Genomic DNA, 21,560 nt, shown 5'->3' on the forward strand with positions numbered 1-21,560 from the left:
CCCATGACGGATAAAGCCTCGAACGTGAAGGTTTCTCTGGAACAGGTGCTGAACGCCAGAGAACAGCGAGCCCGCCGCCAGCAGGCGTGGCTCTTTCAGTCGGATCATACGGTGGTTTCCGTCACGCTGGTCTGGCCAGGGGAGGTGAAGGATACCGCGCTGGCCAGACGGGTGATGGCCGCTGCCAATGACGCGCTCGGTGAACTGTTCCGCGCCCATCAGTGGACGGTCTGCCGCCAGCAGATCCTGCAGCCGCTAACGGGGCCGGAGGCGCTCTGGGCGGTGGCGGCCCCCGCGTGGATGATTAAACACGTGACGGCGCATCTGGAAGATAACCATCCGCTGGGGCGCCTATGGGATATCGACGTGCTGTGTCCAAAGGCGGGCCTGCTGAAAAGAGACGCCATCCAGCAACCGATGCGCAGATGCTTTATCTGTCATGAACCTGCTCACGTTTGTTCCCGCATGCGACGTCATTCGCAGGCTGAGCTCACGCGCGTAATCGAGGCGTTAACCGATGACTACTTCACTTGCCAGATGTAATGCGCCAGACGCCCGGCGTCCCTTCGCGGAGCTGGCGGCCGAGGCCCTGTACCGGGAAATTCGCTTGACCCCGAAACCGGGCCTGGTGGATCGCGCTAACAGCGGGGCGCATAAGGATATGGATTTCGCCCTGTTCATGGCCAGTATCGCGGCGATTGCCCCCTGGTTCTCAACGTTCTTTAACGTTGGCAGAGAGACGGCTCGTCTTGCTGGCCCGCAAACACTGCGGGCGATAAGGCCAACCGGTCTGGCCTGCGAACAGGCGATGTTTAACGCCACCGGCGGGGTGAATACCCATAAAGGCGGGATCTTCTCTCTGGGGCTGCTGTGTGCCGCGGCGGGGCGTCTGACGCAGAGGCAAGTAATCCTCACGCAGCGCAGCCTGTGCGAGGAGTGCAGCGCAATCTGCACGGGCATCGTTGAGCGGGAGCTGAATAATCGCGGCGTGGCGAAAACGAAGGGCGAGCAGCAGTTCAAAGCGTACGGCTTCACCGGGGCCAGAGGCGAAGCGGAAAGCGGTTTTGCCACCGTCCGCCATGCTGGCCTTCCTCACTTTGAAACCGCACTGCGCCGGGGAGCCTCTGAGGAGGAGGCGCTGCTGAGGATGTTGCTCGGGCTGATGGCGTCGAATCCGGACACCAACCTTGTTTCACGTGGTGGAACGAAAGGGTTGAATTATGCCAGACGCTATGCCAGACGGATATTAACCGTGCAGCATCTGACGCCGGAACAATTAATTAACGCCTTATCCGGCATGGACGTTCAGTTTATTCGCCGGAACTTAAGCCCGGGAGGGAGCGCAGATCTTATCGCCGTCGGATGGTTATTGTCGCAGTTTCCGTCCGAATAATCGAAAAAGGAAAACGTCATGATTGAACAACGCCTGCAGCAGCTCGGTAACGTTTATACCCCAATTCTGGTGCCGGGGCTGAGAGACAGCGATGAACATCACTGGCAAAGCTGCTGGGGGCGGCGTTTTCCCTTCTGGAAGCGGATCCAGCAGAAAAACTGGTTCGAGCCCGATATTGAAAACTGGGTCTCCGCCATTACCCGCGAGCTGGCAGCGTGTCAACTGCCCGCCATTCTCGTTGGCCATAGCTTTGGCGCGCTGGCGTCATGCCGATTACTGCAAACGCGGCGGGTAAACGTCGCCGGGGTGGTGATGGTCGCGCCGGCAGAGCCCGCTATTTTCGGCCTGGAAGAGGCCATTCAGCCAGCGTCATTACCGGTTCCCTGCCTGATGTTTGCCAGCAGAAACGATCCCCTGATGCCTTTCGCACGCGCCCAGTTCTGGGCGGCACGCTGGGAGGGGCAATTAATCGATATCGGGGAAGCGGGGCATATTAATGCCGAATCCGGATTTGGTGAATGGCCTTACGGGCTCGAACGACTAACAGAATTTTGTGAACAACTTTAGCTTTAACAGGAGAACCTATGTTAGATGATTATAATCAGCACCTGAACGCGCGCGCTGAATCGGGTATTCCGGCAAAACCCTTAACAGTGGAACAGACCGATGCGCTTATTCATCGTTTAATTCACGATGCACCGACGCATCATCCGCGATTAATTGATTTATTAACCCACTGCGTTCCCCCGGGGGTCGATCCCGCGGCAAAGTTAAAAGCCGAATTTTTATTTAAGCTGGCACTGCAGGAATACCGTATTGACGGCCTTTCTCCCGACGCGGCCACGACGCTGCTGGGTTCCATGCAGGGCGGCTATAACGTTCAGCCGCTGATCGATCTTCTGGACCACCCGAGCCTGGCACCGCTGGCCGCGCAGCAGCTTTGTTCGACTATCCTTATCTTCGAAAAATTCAGCCAGGTTGAAGCCAAAGCGCTGAACGGTAACGTCCGGGCAAAAGAGGTGCTTCAGTCCTGGGCAAATGCCGAGTGGTTTACCCGCCGTCCGGCGATGCCTGAAAAAATCACCCTGAAGGTGTTCAAGGTTCCCGGCGAAACCAATACTGATGATTTGTCTCCGGCACCGGAGGCGTGGTCACGTCCGGATATTCCGCTGCACGCGCTTTCCATGCTCAGTAACGCCAGGGAAGGGGTTGAGCCGGATGAGCCCGGCGTGCGCGGCCCTTTGCGCCAGCTGGCAGAATTAAAAGAGGCGGGCTGGCCGCTGGCATACGTCGGCGACGTCGTGGGAACCGGGTCATCGCGCAAATCCGCCACCAACTCGATCTTATGGCACATCGGGAATGATATTCCGTTCGTGCCGAATAAGCGTAACGGTGGGTTTGTGTTTGGCGGCAAAATTGCCCCCATTTTCTTCAACACGCTGGAAGATTCCGGTGCCTTGCCGGTAGAGATGGACGTCTCCGCGCTGACGACCGGAATGCTGATCGATCTCTATCCCTACAAAGGCGAAATTCGCGAAACGGAAAGCCAGCGCCTGGTGACGCGCTTTACGCTTAAAACCGACGTGCTGCTGGACGAAGTGCGCGCCGGCGGGCGGATCCCGCTGATTATCGGACGCAGCCTGACCGCGAAAGCGCGGGAATCGCTGAAGCTTGCGCCTTCCGATGTCTTCCGTAAGCCCTCCGCCCCTGCGCCATCCGCAGCCGGTTTTACGCTGGCACAAAAAATGGTGGGTAAAGCCTGCGGCGTTGCGGGGATCCGTCCCGGGCAGTACTGCGAGCCGAAAATCACGACCGTGGGCTCTCAGGACACCACCGGCGGGATGACGCGCGACGAGTTAACCGATCTTGCCTGCCTGACGTTTTCCGCCGATCTGGTGATGCAGTCTTTCTGTCACACCTCGGCATACCCTAAGCCTGTCGACGTTCAGCTGCATGAAACCCTGCCGCAGTTTATCACCCGTCGTAACGGGGTTGCGCTGAAACCGGGGGACGGCATTATCCACTCCTGGCTTAACCGCATGCTGCTGCCGGATACGGTGGGCACCGGCGCCGACTCCCATACCCGCTTCCCGCTGGGGATCTCGTTCCCGGGCGGCTCCGGGCTGGTGGCGTTTGCCGCCGCGACGGGCATTATGCCGCTGGATATGCCGGAATCGGTGCTGGTTCGCTTTACGGGCGTGATGCAGAAAGGGATCACCCTGCGCGACCTGGTGCACGCCATTCCGCTCTACGCCAGAAAGCAGGGCCTGTTGACGGTCGAGAAAAAGAATAAGCGCAATATTTTCTCGGGCCGGATCCTCGAAATTGAAGGCCTGGAAACCTTGAGTGCAGAGCAGGCGTTTGAGCTGGCTGACGCCTCCGCTGAACGGTCCGCTGCCGCCTGTGTGATGCGCCTGGCGGAGGACAAGGTCGCGCAATACCTGCGTTCCAACGCGGCCCTGCTGCGCTGGATGGTTAAGCAGGGATATGAGAACGCCGACACGCTTGAACGACGCATCGCTGAAATCGAGGCGTGGCTGGCTAACCCGTCGCTGCTGTTGGCCGATCCTGACGCGGAATATGCCGCAGTCATTGACATCGATCTCAATGAAATCACCGAACCGGTGGTCTGCGCGCCGAACGATCCGGATGACGCTCGCTTACTTTCTGAGGTGGCCAACACGCCGATAGAGGAGGTCTTTATTGGCTCCTGCATGACCAACATCGGTCATTTCCGCGCTGCGGGTGAAATCCTGGCCGATACCAGTGAAAGCCAGGCGCGGCTGTGGATCGCGCCACCGACCAAAATGGATGCCCGGCAGCTTTCCCGTGAGGGCTATTTTAGCCAGTTTATAAAGTCGGGGGCGCGAATCGAGCCCGCGGGATGTTCCCTCTGCATGGGGAACCAGGCGAGGGTGCGCGAAGGGAGTTTCGTAGTATCGACGTCCACCCGAAATTTCCCGCATCGTCTGGGAACGAATGCCAGCGTGTTCCTTGCCTCGGCAGAATTAAGCACCGTCGCAGCCATGTTGGGTAAAATGCCAACCGTGGAAGAATATTTACGCTATACGGATAAACTTCACGGCGCGCGTGAAAATATCTATCGCTATCTCAGTTTTGACACCCTGGCCGAATATCAAATCACAGAAGATGATAATATCCCGGTTGTTAGCGTGTAGTTCCTTATTATTTCTTTAGCAAATGTATTTATCCGGCAGAGTCGCCTCCCAGGAGAACTCTCTGCCATTCAGGGACCCTTTTCTCATGGGTGAGATATGCTTAAATCCAATGTTTTAAAAACAATCTTACTTGCCGTAATAATATTATTATCAATATTTATTCCTCCGCCTGATGGATTAAGTAAAGAGGCGTGGATACTGGCAGGGATATATTTATCCGCTATCGTTGGCCTGGTCATTAAACCTTATCCCGAACCCGTCATTATGCTCGTCGCGGTCGCATTAACCTGTTTTACCGTGACAAAATTCCCGGATTCACCCGTCAAATCAATGGATGTGCTGAGCGGATACGCCTCCGGCACGACCTGGCTGGTGTTCAGCGCCTTTACGCTTAGCGCGGCGTTCGTTACGACCGGTCTGGGAAAGCGGCTTGCTTACTGGTTTATCCTTAAATTTGGCAGTACGACGCTAAGGCTAGGGTATGTGACCGCCTTGCTGGACCTGGTGCTGGCACCGGCGACGCCCTCCAATACAGCGCGGGCAGGTGGGGTCGTTTTTCCTATTATTAACAGCATTGCGACGGTATTGGGCTCAACGCCAAAAGAGTCGCCGTGTAAGGCTGGCCGTTATTTAATGGTCAACGTCTATATGGTCACTAAAACGACCAGTTATATGTTTTTAACGGGCTTTGCCGGGAACGCGTTAGCGCTTCAGCTCATTTCAGATATTTTCCATATTCATATTAGCTGGATCGGCTGGATGCTGGCGGGCGCCCCGCTGGGGTTATTGATGCTATGTATCATTCCCTATATTTGCTACCGGATAGCCTCGCCGGAAATTAAGCATATTGATAATGTCGCGATTGCGACCAACGGGCTGGAAAGCCTCGGGGCAATGAGCCTCAAAGAGAAGGGGCTGGTGTTTATTTTTATCGCCGCATTATTGGGCTGGATCTTCTCACGCCATCTTGGTCTCACTGAATCCGCCGTCGCCATTATCGCGATGGGGGCGGCTCTGCTGTTTAATATTATCGGCTGGAGCGATGTTCAGAAAAATAAAGGCGGCTGGAATACCCTGATGTGGTACGGGGGCATTATCGGTCTGAGCGCCACCCTGAGCAAGGAGGGGTTTTTCCGCTGGCTGGCGGATTTCCTCTCTGCGCATCTGGATTTTCTCAGCGCCGGTAATATGACCATCGTGATTATCGTGTTTCTCAGCGTGCTGGTTCGCTATTTCTTTGCCTCCGGCGGGGCATACGTCGCGGCCATGGTGCCGGTCTTTGCCACCGTGGGTCTGGTCACCGGAACGGCGCCCGTCCTGCTGGCGCTTGCGATTCTATTTTCCAATTCCTACGGCGGGTGTATCACGCACTATGGGGGCGCGGCCGGACCCATTATTTTCGCCTCGGGGTATAACGATATTAAGTCATGGTGGACAATCGGCACCGTCGTGGCGCTGTGCACGTTTTTAGTCCACATGCTCGTCGGCATTCCCTGGTGGGGTTTCCTCATGCAGCATGGGATGCTGCAGTCTTAATCGCCCGGTAGCGGCTACGCCTTACCGGGCCTGCATGAGTTTGAACGTAGGTCGGGTAAGGCGTAGCCGCTACCCGACAAAATCAACGGCGCGATCTCACCACCTGATAACGACGGGTAAAATACTCAAACGGCGCGCTCCATACGTGCACCAGACGGGTGAACGGGAAGATAAGGAAGATCGTCATCCCCAGCACCAGATGGATGCGGAAGATCGGCGCCACGCCTCTCAGCATTTCTGATGAGCCTCCCTTAAACGTCACGATCCCCTGCGCCCAGCCCACCAGCTTCATCATTTCACTCCCGTCAGGATACTGCGCGGAGAAGGGGATGGTGGTCAGCCCCAGGATGCACTGGATCAGCAAAATGCTCATGATGATGATATCCGGCGTGGTGGACGTGGCGCGCACGCGCTGATTGAACAGGCGGCGGTAAAGCAGCATAGACCCGCCAATCAGCGTCAATACGCCGCACACCCCGCCCGCCATCATGGCTAGCTGCTGCTTAACCGCGACGGGTAAAAACCAGGCGTACATCCAGTGCGGGGTTAACATGCCGAACAGGTGTCCGAAGAAAATCCCCAGGATCCCGATATGAAACAGGTTAGAGCCCCAGTTCATACCGCGTTTGCTGAGCATCTGGCTCGACGAGGCGCGCCAGGTGTACTGCCCGTAGTCGTAGCGCAACCAGCTGCCGAGGAAAAAGACGGTGGCGCAGATGTAGGGGTAAATGTCATAGAAAAACACGTTCAGGTAGTGTGTCATTTTGGGCCTCCGGCGCTGACGTCCACGTACTGCGGCGCGACGTCCTGGCTAAAGCGTCGTTGATATTGCTGCATCGGCGAGCTGTCGCACGATGTGGCGTTGTCTTCGATAAACTTGACCTGTTCCTCTTCCCATACGGCGTCCAGCGCCTGGCGGGAATCATCCCGTTTTTCACTGGACACCTGTGTCGCCACGCTGTCGCTGGAAAGCCGCGTACCCGCCAGCGCCAGCAGGGCGTCAAATAACTGGTAATGCGCCACGCCGCGCTGCTTCAGGCGTCCCCCAATCAGCGCCAGGATCGGCGCGACGTTTTGCAATCCTTCGCGCGCTTCGTCGTCGGTGACGATGCTGAGGTATTCCAGGTAGAGCGGCAGGTAGTCCGGCAGCTCGCGGCAGTCCAGCTGGAGCCCGGCTTTCTCGTACTGGCTCATCAGGTCGACCATCGCCTGACCGCGATCGCGGGACTCCGCGTGAACGTGCTCGAACAGCAGCAGCGACGTCGCGCGACCGCGCTCAAAAACCTCGCACCACTCGGCCTGTTTATCCAGCAGCGGGGCGTTCAGGTGCTGCCGGGTAAACGGCAGCAGCATGGGCGCGTCCTGCTCAATCAGCGAAAGCGCTTCGTCACGGCTTTCCCACAGGGTCTCATCGGGATACTCGATCAGCAGCGCGATGATTTTGAGGATTTGCATTATTCTCCCTCCCCGTGTTCACGCACCTCGGTGATGTTGATCGCGTCAATGCGGCTGCTGTTGAAGAGGTTGAATTTGGTATCGGAGCCGTGGCAGCCGTCGCCAAAGGTGAATCCGCAGCCGTTTTTCTCCGGGAAGGCGTCGCGCGCCATTTCGCGGTGGCTGGTCGGGATCACGAAGCGGTCTTCGTAGTTAGCAATTGCCAGATAGCGGTACATCTCTTCAACCTGCGCTTCGGTCAGGCCGACCTCTTCGATGGCGCGGGTATCGGTCACGCCTTCCACGGTCTGGGAGCGTTTGTAGTGGCGCATCGCCATCATGCGCTTAAGGGCGCGCAGCACCGGCCCGGTATCGCCCGCGCTGAGCATGTTCGCCAGATACTGCACCGGAATGCGCAGGCTCTCTACGGCAGGCAGTACGCCGTCGCTCTGCGGCAGGCCGCCGGCGTCCGCGTAGGACTGGATCGGCGACAGCGGCGGCACGTACCAGACCATCGGCAGGGTGCGGTATTCCGGGTGCAGCGGCAGGGCCAGCTTCCAGTCCATCGCCATTTTATAGACCGGTGAACGCTGGGCGGCGTCAATCACGTTCTGCGGAATACCTTGCTTCAGCGCTTCTTCAATCACCGCCGGATCGTTTGGATTCAGGAACACGTCGCACTGGCGCTCGTACAGATCGGTTTCATGCTCGGTGCTGGCGGCTTCTTCAATACGGTCCGCGTCATACAGCAGCACCCCGAGATAGCGGATGCGCCCGACGCAGGTTTCCGAGCAGACGGTCGGCTGGCCGGACTCAATGCGCGGGTAGCAGAAGATACATTTTTCTGACTTGCCGCTCTTCCAGTTGAAGTAGATTTTCTTGTACGGACAGCCGCTGATGCACAGACGCCAGCCGCGGCATTTGTCCTGGTCGATCAGCACAATACCGTCTTCTTCGCGCTTGTAGATGGCGCCGCTCGGGCAGGTGGCAACGCAGCTCGGGTTCAGACAGTGCTCGCACAGGCGCGGCAGGTACATCATGAAGGTGTTTTCAAACTGGCCGTACATCTCTTTCTGGATCTTCTGGAAGTTGCGGTCGCGGGCGCGCTTTTCGAACTCGCCGCCCAGCAGTTCCTCCCAGTTGGGGCCCCAGACGATTTTATCCATCCGCTTGCCGTCAATCAGCGAGCGCGGGCGGGCGGTAGGGAGGTGATCGCCCTCCGGGGCGCGATGCAGATCCTGATAGTCAAAGGTAAAGGGCTCGTAATAATCGTCTATCTGCGGCAGGACGGGGTTAGCGAAAATTTTCGACAGTACGCCCATCTTGCCGCCGAGGCGCGGCGTCAGCTTGCCGGTAATGCCGCGGATCCAGCCGCCTTGCCACTCCTCCTGATCTTCCCAGTTTTTCGGATAGCCGATGCCCGGTTTGGTTTCGACGTTGTTAAACCACGCATATTCCATCCCTTCACGCCCGGTCCAGACGTTCTTACAGGTGACCGAGCAGGTGTGGCAGCCGATGCATTTATCAAGATTCAGAACCATGCCAACCTGTGAGCGTATTTTCATTTTTTCGCCTCCTGTACCTGATCCCGACCTTCGCCATCCAGCCAGTTTATGTTTTTCATTTTGCGGATCATGATGAACTCGTCGCGGTTAGAGCCGACGGTGCCGTAGTAGTTAAAGCTGTACGCCAGCTGGGCGTAGCCGCCGATCATGTGCGTCGGTTTCGGGCAGACGCGGGTCACCGAGTTGTGGATCCCGCCGCGCCGTCCGGTCACCTCTGAGCCCGGAATGTTCAGGATGCGCTCCTGGGCGTGATACATCATGGTCATGCCCGGCGGCACGCGCTGGCTGACCACCGCGCGGGCGGTCAGGGCGCCGTTGGCGTTGAAGGCTTCAATCCAGTCGTTGTCCTCAATGCCCAGCTCGCGGGCGTCGGTTTCGCTGATCCAGACAATCGGCCCGCCGCGCGACAGGGTTTGCATCAGCAGGTTTTCGCTGTAGGTGGAGTGGATGCCCCATTTCTGGTGCGGCGTCAGGAAGTTGAGCGCTTTTTCCGGGAAGCCGTTCGGCGGGATCTCGCGCATGTGGCTGACGCTGCGGGTATCAATCGGCGGACGGTAGGCCACCAGGCTTTCCCCGAAGGCGCGCATCCACGGATGATCCTGATACAGCTGCTGGCGACCGGAAAGGGTACGCCACGGGATTAGCTCGTGGACGTTGGTATAGCCCGCGTTATACGACACGTGCTCGCTCTCAAGACCGGACCAGGTCGGGCTGGAGATGATTTTGCGCGGCTGCGCCTGAATATCGCGGAAGCGGATCTTCTCGTCTTCCTTGTTCAGGGCAAGATGGGTGTGATCGCGCCCGGTCAACTCGCCGAGCGCTTCCCAGGCCTTGACCGCCACCTGACCGTTGGTTTCTGGTGCCAGGGCGAGGATCACCTCGGAGGCGTCGATCGCCGTTTCAATCAGCGGACGACCTTTCGCCGGACCGTCCGGCTTGACGTAGTTCAGCTTGCCGAGGAAATCGACCTCGTTCTGCGTGTTCCACGATATGCCTTTTCCGCCGTTGCCGAGCTTGTCCATCAGCGGACCGAGCGAGGTGAAGCGCTCGTAGGTTTCCGGGTAGTTCCGCTCGACGACCGCAATGTTTGGCGCGGTTTTGCCGGGGATCAGATCGCATTCGCCTTTGCGCCAGTCCTGAATATCAAACGGCTGGGAGAGCTCAGCCGGCGAGTCGTGCTGCAGCGGCTGCAGCACCACGTCGGTTTCGGTACCCAGATGCCCGACGCAGACCTCGGAGAAAACTTTGGCGATGCCTTTGTAGATTTCCCAGTCGCTGCGGGACTCCCACGCCGGGTCGACGGCGGCGGAGAGCGGATGAATAAACGGATGCATATCCGAAGTATTCATGTCGTCTTTTTCATACCAGGTGGCGGTGGGCAGGACGATATCCGAGAACAGACAGGTGCTGGACATGCGGAAGTCGAGCGTCACCAGCAGGTCGAGCTTGCCCTCAATGGCGGCGGTCTGCCATTCCACCTCTTCAGGCTTCACGTCATCGGTCGAGCCGAGATCCTCGCCCTGAATGCCGCTTTCAGTGCCGAGCAGGTATTTCAGCATGTACTCGTGGCCTTTCCCGGACGAGCCGAGCAGGTTAGAGCGCCAGACGAACAGATTGCGTGGGTGGTTCTTGCCATTATCGGGCTGTTCACAGGCGAAGCGGATATCGCCCGATTTTAACGCCTGCACGGTGTACTCCTGCGGCGTCATGCCTGCCGCCTCCGCACGGGCTTTAACGTGCAGCGGGTTCAGGTTGAGCTGCGGGGCCGACGGCAGCCAGCCCATACGCTCGGCGCGGACGTTGAAGTCGATCAGGTGGCCGGCGAATTTCGAGGCGTCCGCCAACGGGGAGAGCAGCTCCTGCGCGGTCAGCTTCTCATAGCGCCACTGGCTGGCGTGGTTGTAAAAGAAGGAGGTGCTGTTCATCTGGCGCGGCGGACGGTTCCAGTCCAGCGCGAAGGCCAGCGGCAGCCAGCCGGTTTGCGGGCGCAGCTTCTCCTGGCCCACGTAGTGGGACCAGCCGCCGCCGCTCTGCCCGACGCAACCGCAGAAGACCAGCATGTTGATCATCCCGCGGTAGTTCATGTCCATGTGGTACCAGTGGTTCACCCCGGCACCCAGAATGATCATCGAGCGACCGTGCGTTTTGTGCGCCGTGTCGGCAAACTCGCGGGCGATTTTTTCTATCAGATAAGCGGGCACGCCGGTAATCTGCTCGCCCCAGGCGGGCGTATAGGCCTTAATCTGGTCATAGCTTTCTGCGGCGTTGCTGTCTTCCAGGCCGCGATCGAGACCGTAGTTAGCCAGCACCAGATCGTAAACGCTGACCACCCGCTTCTGGCTGCCGTCGGCGAGCGTCAGGGTTTTGCTCGGGACGCGGCGCGTCAGCACCGGCTCCTGCTTCACGCTGCGGAAATGCGGGTTTTCGTTGCCGCCAAAGTAGGGGAACGCCACATCGGCAACGCTATCATGGGTAATCAGCAGGGAGAGGGTCAGCTCGGTTTCATGGCCCGCGGCCTGCGGCTCCAGGTTCCATTTGCCTTTTTCTCCCCAGCGAAAACCAATCGATCCGTTTGGCACCACCAGGTTCCCGGCAATATCAAAGGCGACGGTCTTCCATTCCGGGTTATTGGCTTCCCCCAGCCCGTCAACCAGGTCCGAGGCGCGCAGCATGCGGCCCGGCACGACGCGGCCGTCCGCCTGCTCGTCCAGCAGCACCAGCATCGGCATGTCGGTGTAGCGGCGGCAGTAGTTGAGGAAGTAGTCGCTGGGGTTATCGAGGTGAAACTCTTTGAGGATCACGTGGCCCATCGCCATCGCGAGGGCGCTGTCGGTGCCCTGTTTGGGGGCCAGCCACTGGTCGCTCAGCTTCGCGACCTCCGAGAAGTCCGGCGTGATGGCGACGGTTTTGGTGCCTTTGTAGCGCACCTCGGTGAAGAAGTGGGCGTCTGGCGTGCGGGTCTGCGGCACGTTGGAGCCCCAGGCGATGATATAGCTGGAGTTGTACCAGTCGGCGGATTCCGGCACGTCGGTCTGTTCGCCCCAGGTCATGGGGGAGGCAGGGGGAAGGTCACAGTACCAGTCATAGAAGCTCAGGCAGGTGCCGCCCAGCAGGGAAAGATAGCGCGTGCCGGCGGCGTAGGAGACCATCGACATCGCCGGGATAGGGGAAAAACCGGCGACGCGGTCCGGGCCATAATGTTTGATGGTCCAGACGTTGGCGGCGGCGATCAGCTGGTTCAGCTCTTTCCAGTTCGAGCGGATAAACCCGCCGTGACCGCGCGCGCGCCTGTAGCTCTGCGCTTTTTGCGGATCGCGCTGGATGGCGTCCCACGCCAGGACCGGATCGTGATGCTGGGTCAGCGCCTCTCGCCACAGTTCAATCAGCCTGCGGCGCACCAGCGGGTATTTAAGTCGGTTGGCGCTGTAGAGATACCAGGAGTAGCTCGCCCCGCGCGGGCAGCCGCGCGGCTCGTGGTTAGGCAGGTCGGGGCGGGTGCGGGGATAGTCGGTTTGCTGAGTCTCCCAGGTCACCAGGCCGTTTTTGACGTAAATTTTCCAGCTGCAGGAGCCGGTACAGTTCACGCCGTGGGTGGAGCGCACAATCTTGTCGTACTGCCAGCGCTGGCGGTAGCTGTCCTCCCAGTCGCGGTTGGTGTGATACACCTGCCCGTGCCCATCGGCGAAACTGTCGCCTTTTGTTTTGAAGTAGCGGAAGCGGTCCAACAGTTTGCTCATGACATTTCTCCTGCTTCGATAGCATTGCCGGAGGGGGCTGCATCACGCTCCGGCTAAGAGGTCGTTATTATTTTTGTGCGGATTTGCGGCCATACACCAGCCAGGTAACGAGCACGCAGACGATGTAAAACACGAGGAACACCTTCATGGCGCCGACCGGCGATCCGGTCATTGCCAGCGAGGTGCCAAAGGCTTTGGGGATGAAGAACCCGCCCACGGCACCGATGGCGGAGATAAAGCCCAGCGCGGCAGCGGTCTCGGTCACCGCTTCATGCTGCGCCTGTTCGTCCGTTCCGCCCTGCTGCTTCACGCGGGTAAGGGTGATCTGGCGGAAGATGATGGCAATCATCTGGAAGGTGGAGCCGCTGCCCAGACCGGCGGTGAGGAACAGCCCCATGAAGACCAGGTAGAAGGCAATAAAGCTGCCGGAGCCCGTGCCGGGCAGGGTCAGGAAGATCAGGGCGCTGAACGCGGCCATAAAGATGAAGTTGACGAGCGTGACGCGTACCCCGCCCAGTTTGTCGGAGATCATTCCGCCCGCGGAACGCGCCAGCGCGCCAATCAGAGGGCCAAAGAAGGCGAGGTGAAGGATATTCACGTCGGGAAACTGGGTTTTTGACAGCATGGCAAAGCCTGCCGAGAAACCGATAAACGAGCCGAAGGTCGCGAGATAAAGCAGGCTCAGCAGCCACAGGTGAAAGCGTTTTAACACCGGGAGCTGGCTGGCGATAGAGGCCTTAGAGCTGGCGATATCGTTCATCCCAAAGAAGGCGGCAAGGGTGGCCAGCAGCAGCAGCGGTGCCCATATCCAGGCGGCGTTCGCCAGCCACAGGGTGGAACCGTCATCCTGCGGTACCCCCTGCACGCCCAGGAAGGTAAACATCGGCAGGAAGATCACCAGCGGCGCGATCAGCTGCATCACGCTGACGCCCAGGTTGCCCAACCCGCCGTTAATACCGAGCGCGCTACCCTGTTTTGCCTTGGGGAAAAAGAAGCTGATGTTGCCCATGCTGGAGGCGAAGTTAGCGCCTGCAAAGCCGCAGAGCAGGGCAATCACGATAAAGACCCAGTAAGGCGTCGCGGTGTTCTGAACGGCAATCCCCAGCCAGACGCAGGGGATAATCAGGATGACGGTACTCAATACCGTCCAGTATCGTCCGCCAAATATCGGCACCATAAACGAGTAGGGGACGCGCAATATCGCACCGGAGAGAGAAGGTAATGCCGTTAGCATAAAAAGCTGGTCAGTGGAGAAAGTAAATCCGATTTTATTCAGGTTGACGGCAATCGCGCTAAATAACATCCATACGCAGAACGCTAGCAGCAAACAAGCGACTGATATCCACAGGTTTCGCCGCGCGATATGTTTTCCTTTATTCTCCCAAAATTGCGTATTTTCCGGTTTCCAGTTACTCAACAGATGCGAATTACTCTTCTCACTTTGTTGTGACATATCACCCTCTTGCTCGCCAAGATGAAGATAAAAAACAAATGAAAACAGACGGATAGTTGTGGATGTGTTGACTGGTTTATTGGATGTTTTTGGATACAACTGAAAGGATAGATAAAAAAACGAACCCTTGAGTTTAGAAAGGAAATAAGGGTTCGCTTAATATGTTACTAATTGTAAGCGCAGCGGTAAATAATACTCCGTCAGGAGTATTAACCCAATTCGAGGGAAATCAGCTTGTCGAGATGCTTATTAAGCGCTGCATCGTCCATCCCGGGCATATTTAATATGGTGATCCCGTCAAGCCCGCAAACCAGCCCGATCAAACGCCAGGCAATATTTTCCGCACGGTCGGTAAGCGTAAAGGCACTGGACTCCGCCCCGGCGCGGATAATCGCCACGGTCTCCTGATGCCACATCTCCATGGTCAGGACATACGCCGCTTTGATTTCGGGATCCCGGCTGGCGAGGATTTGCGCTTCCCGCCACAGGCGAATGTAGGGTTCAAACCCGCCGTCATCGCTGCCGAGCATGTTGTGCAGCCGCTCGCGCCAGCTGGCGTTTTCACCCAGCATGTCGGCATCCAGCAGCTCGCGGATCAGGCGCACAAAGGCCAGCGATTTTAGCTCGCCGCCGGAGGTGAAGTGGTGGTGAACCTGACCGGTCGCGACGCCGGCTTCAGCGGCAATGCGTCGCACCGTCATGGCCGCCAGTCCTTCGGACAGCGCCACGCGCATGGCGGCCTGTAGGATAGCTTCCCGCCGTTCATCCTTGCTCAGATATGGCATGTTTACTCACTCTCAATGGGAACGAAACGAGTGTAACAAAAAGCTGGACACTCGTTCAACTTTACGTAGGATCGCATTCTGGACATGTGTCCATGTTTAAAAAGAAAAGGAAATTTATGTTTCGTCAGTGGTTAGCGTTAGTGATTATCGTGCTGGTGTATATCCCGGTGGCGATCGACGCGACGGTGCTGCACGTGGCGGCGCCGACATTGAGCATGACGCTGGGTGCCAGCGGTAATGAATTGCTGTGGATCATCGATATTTACTCGCTGGTAATGGCGGGTATGGTGCTGCCGATGGGCGCGCTGGGTGACCGGATTGGTTTTAAACGACTGCTAATGATTGGCAGTACGCTGTTTGGCCTGTCGTCCCTGGCGGCGGCGTTTGCCCCGTCGGCAGGGTGGCTGATTGCGGCGCGAGCCTCGCTGGCGATCGGTGCGGCGATGATCATTCCGGCTACGCTTGCTGGGATCCGTACGCTGTTTGTCGACGCGCGTGACCGTAATATCGCGCTTGGCGTCTGGGCGGCGGTGGGTTCCGGCGGGGCAGCGTTCGGTCCGCTGATCGGCGGTATGCTGCTTGAGCATTTCTACTGGGGATCGGTGTTTTTGATTAACGTGCCGATCGTGCTGGTGGTGGTTTCGCTGGCCGCGCGTTTTGTACCCCGTCAGCAGGGCCGCCCGGAGCAGCCGCTGAATATCAGCCATGCCATCATGCTGATTGTGGCGATTTTGCTGCTGGTCTACAGCGCCAAAACCGCGCTGAAAGGCGCGCTGTCGCCGTGGCTGGTTGCCTCCGCGCTGGTGACCGGCTCGGTGCTGCTGTTTGTCTTCGTGCGTATTCAGCTTCGCGCTCGCGTGCCGATGATCGACATGCGCCTGTTCTGCCACCGCATCATTTTGAGCGGGGTGGTGATGGCGATGACAGCGATGATTGCGCTGGTCGGCTTTGAGCTGCTGATGGCCCAGGAGCTGCAGTTCGTTCACGGCTTTACGCCGTTTGAAGCGGGCATGTTCATGCTGCCAGTGATGGTCGCCAGCGGGTTCAGCGGACCGATCGCGGGCGTGCTGGTTGGGCGTTTAGGGCTTCGCATCGTCGCGGCCGGCGGAATGGGGCTCAGCGCCGTCAGCTTTATCGGCCTGTCGATGCTCGACTTCAGCACCCAGCAGTGGCAGGCGTGGGGGCTGATGGTGCTGCTCGGCTTCAGCGCCGCCAGCGCGCTGCTGGCCTCGACCTCCGCAATTATGGCTGCCGCGCCGAAAGAGAAAGCCGCCGCCGCAGGGGCGATTGAAACCATGTCCTATGAGCTGGGGGCCGGGCTGGGGATCGCCATTTTTGGCCTGCTGCTGACCCGCAGCTTCTCGGCGTCGATTGCGCTGCCGCAGGGGCTGAATGCTTCTCTCATCGACAAAGCCTCGTCATCCATCGGTGAGGCGATGAAGGTGGCGCAGGATCTGACCCCGACCCTGTCGGAGTCGGTCATTGAGGCGGCAAAAAGCGCATTTATTACCTCGCACAGCGTGGCGCTGGGCAGCGCGGGCGGTATGCTCCTGCTGCTGGCCGTTGGGATCTGGTTCAGCCTGGCGAAGGTCAACCCTCGGTAAATAGCGCTGTAAACCGGGTTGGCGGTTGGCGGTTGGCGCGGGTGGGGCAGATGGGCTATGTTTTTTAAAGGATTATCTGACTCTTGCTGGAAAATATGAGCCCGCGCCAAAGCAGTGAACCGTCTCAACCCTTCACCCGGTTAACCCTGCTTGCAGGTGGGGCGCTGGGCGTCGTTTTTGGCGATATCGGCACCAGCCCGCTTTATACCTTCAGAACGGTGCTTTCGCTCTCTGAGCATGACCCGACGCCCGGCGTCATACTGGGCCTGCTCTCCCTGATTACCTGGACGCTCATCCTGGTGACATCCATAAAATATGCCGCCTTCGCCATGCGAATTGATAATCATGGCGAGGGCGGCATCATGGCCCTGATGTCGCTGCTGGTGGAAAAAGGGAAAGGCGGGCGCTGGGTGATTTTTGCCGCCCTTATCGGCGCAGCGTTGATTTACGGTGACGGGGCGATAACCCCGGCCATCTCGGTGCTTTCCGCGCTGGAAGGGCTGGAGATGGTCATTCCTGAATCGCAGCCGTACATCTTACCCCTCACTGTCGCGGTTCTGCTGGCGCTGTTCCTGATCCAGCCTTTTGGTACCGCCCGCATAGGGAAAATATTTGGCCCGGTGATGGCGCTGTGGTTTCTGGCGATTGCCGCGCTGGGCGTCTGGGGCATCATTCAACACCCTTCGGTACTGTTGGCCCTGAATCCGGCTTACGGCATCGCGTTTTTGTTCTCAAACGGGTACACCAGCTTCCTGGTCCTGGGCGGCGTTTTTCTCTGCGTAACGGGGGCCGAGGCCCTGTATGCCGACATGGGGCATTTCGGTAAAAAGCCGATCTGGCTTGCCTGGTACGGCGTCGTTTTTCCGTCCCTGCTGCTCAACTATGCCGGCCAGTCGGCGCTGATCCTGGCGGGGGCCGACAGCAAACAAAATCTCTTTTACCTGCTGTGCCCGCCGGTGCTGCAGGTTCCGCTTATCGTGCTTGCCGCGCTGGCAACAATTATCGCCAGTCAGGCAATCATCACCGGCGCCTTTTCCATGACCCGCCAGGCCATTCAGCTTGGCTGGCTACCGCGAATACGCATTAAACAGACGGCGGCAGAGAGCTACGGTCAGATCTATATCGGGACAATAAACTGGCTGCTGATGGTGGTGACCATCGGGCTGGTCGTGTTCTTCAAATCCTCCGATAAGCTTGCCGCCGCGTACGGCATTGCCGTGTCGTTAACCATGCTGATGACGACGGGGCTGCTGTTTGTCGCCATGCGGGAAATATGGCGCTGGAGCCTGCTCAGCAGCGCGGTCATCGCCCTCTGTTTCTTCGTGGTTGATGCCACCTTCTTATTCGCCAACCTGATTAAGGTCCTGGAAGGCGGCTACATTCCGCTCCTGATGGCGGCCGCCATTTGTACGGTGATGTTAATCTGGCACCGCGGCGTTCGGGCGGTCTCCGCGTCGGTGGGTGAGAAGGGCGTCAGCGTGGATGCGTTCTTTGCCCAGCTTAAGCAAAAGACGGTGCCCAGAGTGGCGGGCGCCGCCGTATTTTTGACCCGTACCCGGAACAATATCCCGCCGGTGATGCGCTGGCACGTCGCGCGAAACCGGGCGCTACAGCAGGATGTGCTGTCGCTGACCATTGATATTCTCAACGTGCCCTACGTCGGAGAAGAACAGCGCATCAGCGTGGAGCAGCGCGCGCCGGGCTACTGGCACGGCGTGGCGCAGTACGGCTTTATGGAACACCCGGACATCCCGCGTTTGCTGCAGGGCGTCAGCGAGATTAATGCGCTGTTTGCCACGGATGATGCCACCTGGTATGTCGGGCATGAAACGATTGTGGCAGGCGAAGGCGGGGCCGGTATGGCGGCGTGGCAACGGCACATTTTTGCCTTCATGAAGCGCAACTGCACGCACGTCATCAACCATTACCACCTTCCCAGCGATCGGGTTGTCGAAATCAGCCGGCGCGTTGCCGTATAGCGCCGCGCCTATTCCTCCTTGGCCGCGGAGAGAACGCTGTGTAACAACACGTTCGCCCCTTTCTCCGACCATTCCGGGAGGATCCTCTCCGCTTCGTTATGGCTGATGCCTTTAACGCAGGGGATAAATATCATGCTGGCAGGCGCAATCTTGCTGACGTAGCAGGTGTCATGTCCCGCGCCGGAGACCATCGGCTTCGACGAATAGCCCAGCGCCGCCACGGCCTTCTCCGTGCGGGCCAGACATTCGGCATCAAACGCGATGGGCGCATAGTCAAAAATGCGTTCAACGGAAGCGGTCACGCCACGCAGGCTCAGGCTTTCAGCCACCTTATGCAGCGCCGCTTCCATGGCTTCCAGCGCCTCCTGTGAAGGGTGGCGAAACTCCACGCTGCATACCACGCGCGACGGCACGACGTTGCGCGAGTTCGGCGTAACCTGCGCCATACCAATTGTCGCGCGTCCGTCTGGGGCATGCCGATAACCAATCTCTTCCACCTTCAGCGTCAGCTCGGCGAAGGCGGTCAGCGCGTCGCGGCGGCTGTGCATCGGCGTAGTTCCGGCATGGGCGGCGAAACCGTCCAGCGTCAGGGTAAACCAGCGCTGGCCCATTGCGGCGCGGACGAGCCCGATATCCAGACCTTCATCTTCCAGAATCGGGCCCTGTTCGATGTGCAGCTCGTAGCAGGCGTGAACCGGAAACGCGCGGGCAGGGATGTCACCGCGGTAGCCGATTGCTTCAAGCGCCTCGCGGACCGTGACGCGCTTGCTGTCCATCCGGGCGTAAGCAAACGCCTCGGTAAGCTGGCCTGCCCAGACGCCAGAGGCGAGCATGGCTGGCGCGAAGCGCGCGCCTTCTTCGTTAGTCCAGTTCACCAGCACAATGTCGCGTTCTGTCTCAACGGTATGGTCATTGAGGGTGCGCAGCAGCTCCAGCCCGGCCAGCACGCCGTAAACCCCGTCGTAGTTGCCGCCCAGCGGCTGGGTATCCACGTGCGAGCCGGTCATGACCGGCGCCAGCGCCGGGTTTTTCCCCGCGCGACGGATAAACATGTTGCCCATGCTGTCGACGTCGCAGGTAAAACCCGCCTCCTGCGCCCAGTCGCGCAGCAGGTTACGCGCAATACGATCTTCCTCACTCAGCGCCAGGCGGGTCACGCCCCCGGCGGGCGTGCCGCCGATCTGCGCCATCATCTCAAGCGTTGACCAGAGCCGTTCGGCGTTGACGCGGATCATGGCTTGTCCTTAGTGCTGCGGTAGCGGAAATCACAGCACGCGCCGCCCTGCATGATGGTGGTGGTGCGGGTCAGCTTCACGTCCGGCGCATAGCCAACGATGAACTTTTCATCGCGCGCGCAGGAAAGCAGGTGGCCAATTTCCCCCAGCCCCATCTCGTGGTACATCTCCGCGTAGCGGCAGCGGGTGACGTTGTAGTTGTACTGCTGGTCGTCGGCGTCGATCACCTTCACGTCGAGGGCATTATCTTTCTCCCACAGATACTGCAGGGCGATAAAGCTTTTGACGTCCGTGCCGTTGGGCTCTTTGCTGGCAAAGGCTTTGCCAGCGTCAATCGCGGCCTGCTCAATGGCCTCGCCAATCACCGCCTGGGCGCGGGTTTTCCCTATCTCGCGCACCAGGATTTCATAAATTGGCTTAATAATTTCTGCTTCAATTTTGCGGCGGGCGAGAATGCCCAGCTCGTTATTATCACTCATCACATTGCCTCGCTGCGTTACTTCGCTTTTGCGCCGCCCAGCACGGTCTGCGGCTGCCATTTGCCGTCGACAACCTTGTAGACCGTGAACGAAGGCGCTTTCAGGTTGCCCTCTTTATCAAACGCGATCTCACCCGTAACGCCGGAGTAGCTAATGGCGCGCAGGGCGGGCAGGTAGGCGGACGGCTCCACGGAGTCTGCTTTTTCCATTGCCGCCACCAGCACGCGGGTGGCGTCATAGGCGAACGGGGCGTGCAGTTCGATATGGGTGTGGTAGCGTGCCTGATAGGCCTGTTCAAACGCTTTGCCGCCCGGCATCTGGTCAACCGGCAGGCCCGGCTCCAGGGCGACAACGCCTTCTCCCTCTTTTTGCGCCAGCTGCAGGAACGTCTGGCTGACGAATCCGCCTGCGCCCATCAGCGTGGCCTTCATGCCCAGCTGTTTGATGCGGCGCGCCAGCGGTGCGGCCTGGCTGTCGACGCCGCCGAAGAAGATCAGATCGGCATTTTTACTGCGAATGGCGGTCAACACGGCGCTGAAATCAACCGTTTTGTCATCCACGTACTGACGATCGACAATCTTCACGCCCTGCGCTTCAAGCGATTTGATAAACTGGTCCGCCAGACCCTGACCAAAGGCGGTACGATCGTCGATCACCGCAATGCGTTTGGCCTTCAGGGTATTCACCGCGTACTGGCCGGCGAGCTGGCCGCCGTCGTCGTCGTGGCCCATCACGCGGAAGCTGGTGTCAAAACCCTGTTGGGTATACGCGTGGCCGGTCGCGACCGGTGCCACCTGCGCGATGCCCGCATCGTGATAAACGCGTGCCGCAGGAATGCTGGTACCGGTGTTCCAGTGCCCAACCACGCCCGCCGCGCCGCTGTCGACCAGACGCTGCGCGACGGCTACGGCGGTGCGCGGATCGGACTGATCGTCTTCAGACTGCAGCCTGAAGGTCACCGCCTTGCCGCCGATGGTCGGGTGCTGCTTGTTGATGTCATCGATAGCCAGCTGCGCGCCGTTTTCCAGATCTTTACCGATACGGGCAGACGGGCCGGTGAGCGGACCCGCCAGACCGATAACCACGGTTTCGCTGTCAGCGGCCCACGAGGACGTTGAGGCAAAACCACCGAGCAGAATAGCGGCGCTGAGCGCACTGATTTTTACTGTTTTCATTGTATT

General features: G+C 58.9%; 16 protein-coding genes. 7 read left to right on the forward strand and 9 right to left on the reverse strand.

The window, feature by feature from the left end; all coding sequences use genetic code 11:
* Window positions 1–3 precede the first annotated feature (3 nt).
* From citX to M2433_RS02045, 5 genes are all read left to right on the forward strand, one after another.
* On the forward strand, window positions 4–543 hold the full coding sequence (gene citX, locus M2433_RS02025) for a citrate lyase holo-[acyl-carrier protein] synthase (protein WP_429052500.1): 540 nt from the start codon (window positions 4–6) through the stop codon (window positions 541–543).
* The gene (citG, locus tag M2433_RS02030) at window positions 518–1,393 is read left to right on the forward strand and encodes a triphosphoribosyl-dephospho-CoA synthase CitG (RefSeq protein WP_429052501.1); all 876 of its coding nucleotides are present in this window, start codon (window positions 518–520) and stop codon (window positions 1,391–1,393) included. Before citX ends, citG begins: the two co-directional genes overlap by 26 nt.
* 18 nt (window positions 1,394–1,411) lie before the next feature.
* Complete coding sequence (locus M2433_RS02035) at window positions 1,412–1,960, forward strand: RBBP9/YdeN family alpha/beta hydrolase (protein WP_429052502.1); 549 nt, start codon at window positions 1,412–1,414, stop codon at window positions 1,958–1,960.
* A gap of 17 nt (window positions 1,961–1,977) precedes the next feature.
* Window positions 1,978–4,572: a bifunctional aconitate hydratase 2/2-methylisocitrate dehydratase gene (gene acnB / locus M2433_RS02040; protein ID WP_429052504.1), complete on the forward strand. Its 2,595-nt coding sequence runs from the start codon at window positions 1,978–1,980 to the stop codon at window positions 4,570–4,572.
* Between the two features lie 96 nt (window positions 4,573–4,668).
* Window positions 4,669–6,108: an anion permease gene (locus M2433_RS02045; protein WP_429052505.1), complete on the forward strand. Its 1,440-nt coding sequence runs from the start codon at window positions 4,669–4,671 to the stop codon at window positions 6,106–6,108.
* Window positions 6,109–6,190: 82 nt separating this feature from the next.
* Here M2433_RS02045 and narI read toward each other — a convergent pair whose 3' ends face one another.
* From narI to M2433_RS02075, 6 genes are all read right to left on the reverse strand, one after another.
* Window positions 6,191–6,871 carry a respiratory nitrate reductase subunit gamma gene (gene narI / locus M2433_RS02050; protein ID WP_429052506.1) on the reverse strand — a complete coding sequence of 227 codons (681 nt, stop codon included), beginning with the start codon at window positions 6,869–6,871 and terminating at the stop codon, window positions 6,191–6,193.
* The gene (gene narW, locus M2433_RS02055) at window positions 6,868–7,563 is read right to left on the reverse strand and encodes a nitrate reductase molybdenum cofactor assembly chaperone (protein ID WP_429052507.1); all 696 of its coding nucleotides are present in this window, start codon (window positions 7,561–7,563) and stop codon (window positions 6,868–6,870) included. Before narW ends, narI begins: the two co-directional genes overlap by 4 nt.
* Window positions 7,563–9,107, reverse strand: a complete 1,545-nt coding sequence (gene narH / locus M2433_RS02060; protein WP_047348396.1) for a nitrate reductase subunit beta — start codon at window positions 9,105–9,107, stop codon at window positions 7,563–7,565. Before narH ends, narW begins: the two co-directional genes overlap by 1 nt.
* The gene (locus M2433_RS02065; RefSeq protein WP_429052509.1) at window positions 9,104–12,844 is read right to left on the reverse strand and encodes a nitrate reductase subunit alpha; all 3,741 of its coding nucleotides are present in this window, start codon (window positions 12,842–12,844) and stop codon (window positions 9,104–9,106) included. The genes narH and M2433_RS02065 overlap by 4 nt, the downstream gene beginning before the upstream one ends.
* Window positions 12,845–12,911: 67 nt before the next feature.
* A complete protein-coding gene (locus M2433_RS02070; RefSeq protein WP_429052510.1) occupies window positions 12,912–14,297 on the reverse strand; it encodes a NarK family nitrate/nitrite MFS transporter in 1,386 nt (461 codons plus the stop codon).
* A gap of 209 nt (window positions 14,298–14,506) precedes the next feature.
* The gene (locus tag M2433_RS02075) at window positions 14,507–15,082 is read right to left on the reverse strand and encodes a TetR family transcriptional regulator (protein ID WP_429052512.1); all 576 of its coding nucleotides are present in this window, start codon (window positions 15,080–15,082) and stop codon (window positions 14,507–14,509) included.
* A 116-nt stretch (window positions 15,083–15,198) separates the two neighbouring features.
* Between M2433_RS02075 and M2433_RS02080 the strand changes: the two genes are divergently transcribed.
* Together M2433_RS02080 and M2433_RS02085 are read left to right on the forward strand one after the other, a co-directional pair.
* A complete protein-coding gene (locus tag M2433_RS02080; protein ID WP_429052513.1) occupies window positions 15,199–16,686 on the forward strand; it encodes an MFS transporter in 1,488 nt (495 codons plus the stop codon).
* A 95-nt stretch (window positions 16,687–16,781) separates the two neighbouring features.
* Complete coding sequence (locus M2433_RS02085) at window positions 16,782–18,665, forward strand: potassium transporter Kup (RefSeq protein ID WP_429052515.1); 1,884 nt, start codon at window positions 16,782–16,784, stop codon at window positions 18,663–18,665.
* Between the two features lie 8 nt (window positions 18,666–18,673).
* On the opposite strand, the gene M2433_RS02090 is transcribed toward M2433_RS02085, so the two are convergent.
* From M2433_RS02090 to M2433_RS02100, 3 genes are read right to left on the reverse strand one after another with little or no spacing between them, the layout of a single operon-like run.
* Window positions 18,674–19,900: a Zn-dependent hydrolase gene (locus tag M2433_RS02090; RefSeq protein ID WP_429052516.1), complete on the reverse strand. Its 1,227-nt coding sequence runs from the start codon at window positions 19,898–19,900 to the stop codon at window positions 18,674–18,676.
* Window positions 19,897–20,379 (reverse strand): L-2-amino-thiazoline-4-carboxylic acid hydrolase, encoded by a 483-nt coding sequence (locus M2433_RS02095; RefSeq protein WP_059386947.1) that lies wholly within the window; start codon window positions 20,377–20,379, stop codon window positions 19,897–19,899. The genes M2433_RS02090 and M2433_RS02095 overlap by 4 nt, the downstream gene beginning before the upstream one ends.
* A 17-nt stretch (window positions 20,380–20,396) precedes the next feature.
* A complete protein-coding gene (locus M2433_RS02100) occupies window positions 20,397–21,554 on the reverse strand; it encodes a branched-chain amino acid ABC transporter substrate-binding protein (RefSeq protein ID WP_429052518.1) in 1,158 nt (385 codons plus the stop codon).
* Window positions 21,555–21,560 lie beyond the last annotated feature (6 nt).

Source organism: Enterobacter sp. AC1, from assembly GCF_050434705.1.
In the GTDB taxonomy this organism is placed as follows: Bacteria; Pseudomonadota; Gammaproteobacteria; order Enterobacterales; family Enterobacteriaceae; genus Enterobacter; species Enterobacter cloacae_L.

Bases quoted from the DNA above. Each gene is read 5' to 3' on its own strand.
- M2433_RS02075 (WP_429052512.1), bottom strand. From the start codon at position 15,082: ATGCCATATCTGAGCAAGGATGAACGGCGGGAAGCTATCCTACAGGCC.
- citG (WP_429052501.1), top strand. From the start codon at position 518: ATGACTACTTCACTTGCCAGATGTAATGCGCCAGACGCCCGGCGTCCC.
- acnB (WP_429052504.1), top strand. From the start codon at position 1,978: ATGTTAGATGATTATAATCAGCACCTGAACGCGCGCGCTGAATCGGGT.
- narH (WP_047348396.1), bottom strand. From the start codon at position 9,107: ATGAAAATACGCTCACAGGTTGGCATGGTTCTGAATCTTGATAAATGC.
- M2433_RS02100 (WP_429052518.1), bottom strand. From the start codon at position 21,554: ATGAAAACAGTAAAAATCAGTGCGCTCAGCGCCGCTATTCTGCTCGGT.
- M2433_RS02090 (WP_429052516.1), bottom strand. From the start codon at position 19,900: ATGATCCGCGTCAACGCCGAACGGCTCTGGTCAACGCTTGAGATGATG.
- M2433_RS02080 (WP_429052513.1), top strand. From the start codon at position 15,199: ATGTTTCGTCAGTGGTTAGCGTTAGTGATTATCGTGCTGGTGTATATC.
- narW (WP_429052507.1), bottom strand. From the start codon at position 7,563: ATGCAAATCCTCAAAATCATCGCGCTGCTGATCGAGTATCCCGATGAG.
- narI (WP_429052506.1), bottom strand. From the start codon at position 6,871: ATGACACACTACCTGAACGTGTTTTTCTATGACATTTACCCCTACATC.
- M2433_RS02045 (WP_429052505.1), top strand. From the start codon at position 4,669: ATGCTTAAATCCAATGTTTTAAAAACAATCTTACTTGCCGTAATAATA.
- M2433_RS02070 (WP_429052510.1), bottom strand. From the start codon at position 14,297: ATGTCACAACAAAGTGAGAAGAGTAATTCGCATCTGTTGAGTAACTGG.
- M2433_RS02035 (WP_429052502.1), top strand. From the start codon at position 1,412: ATGATTGAACAACGCCTGCAGCAGCTCGGTAACGTTTATACCCCAATT.
- citX (WP_429052500.1), top strand. From the start codon at position 4: ATGACGGATAAAGCCTCGAACGTGAAGGTTTCTCTGGAACAGGTGCTG.
- M2433_RS02095 (WP_059386947.1), bottom strand. From the start codon at position 20,379: ATGAGTGATAATAACGAGCTGGGCATTCTCGCCCGCCGCAAAATTGAA.
- M2433_RS02065 (WP_429052509.1), bottom strand. From the start codon at position 12,844: ATGAGCAAACTGTTGGACCGCTTCCGCTACTTCAAAACAAAAGGCGAC.
- M2433_RS02085 (WP_429052515.1), top strand. From the start codon at position 16,782: ATGAGCCCGCGCCAAAGCAGTGAACCGTCTCAACCCTTCACCCGGTTA.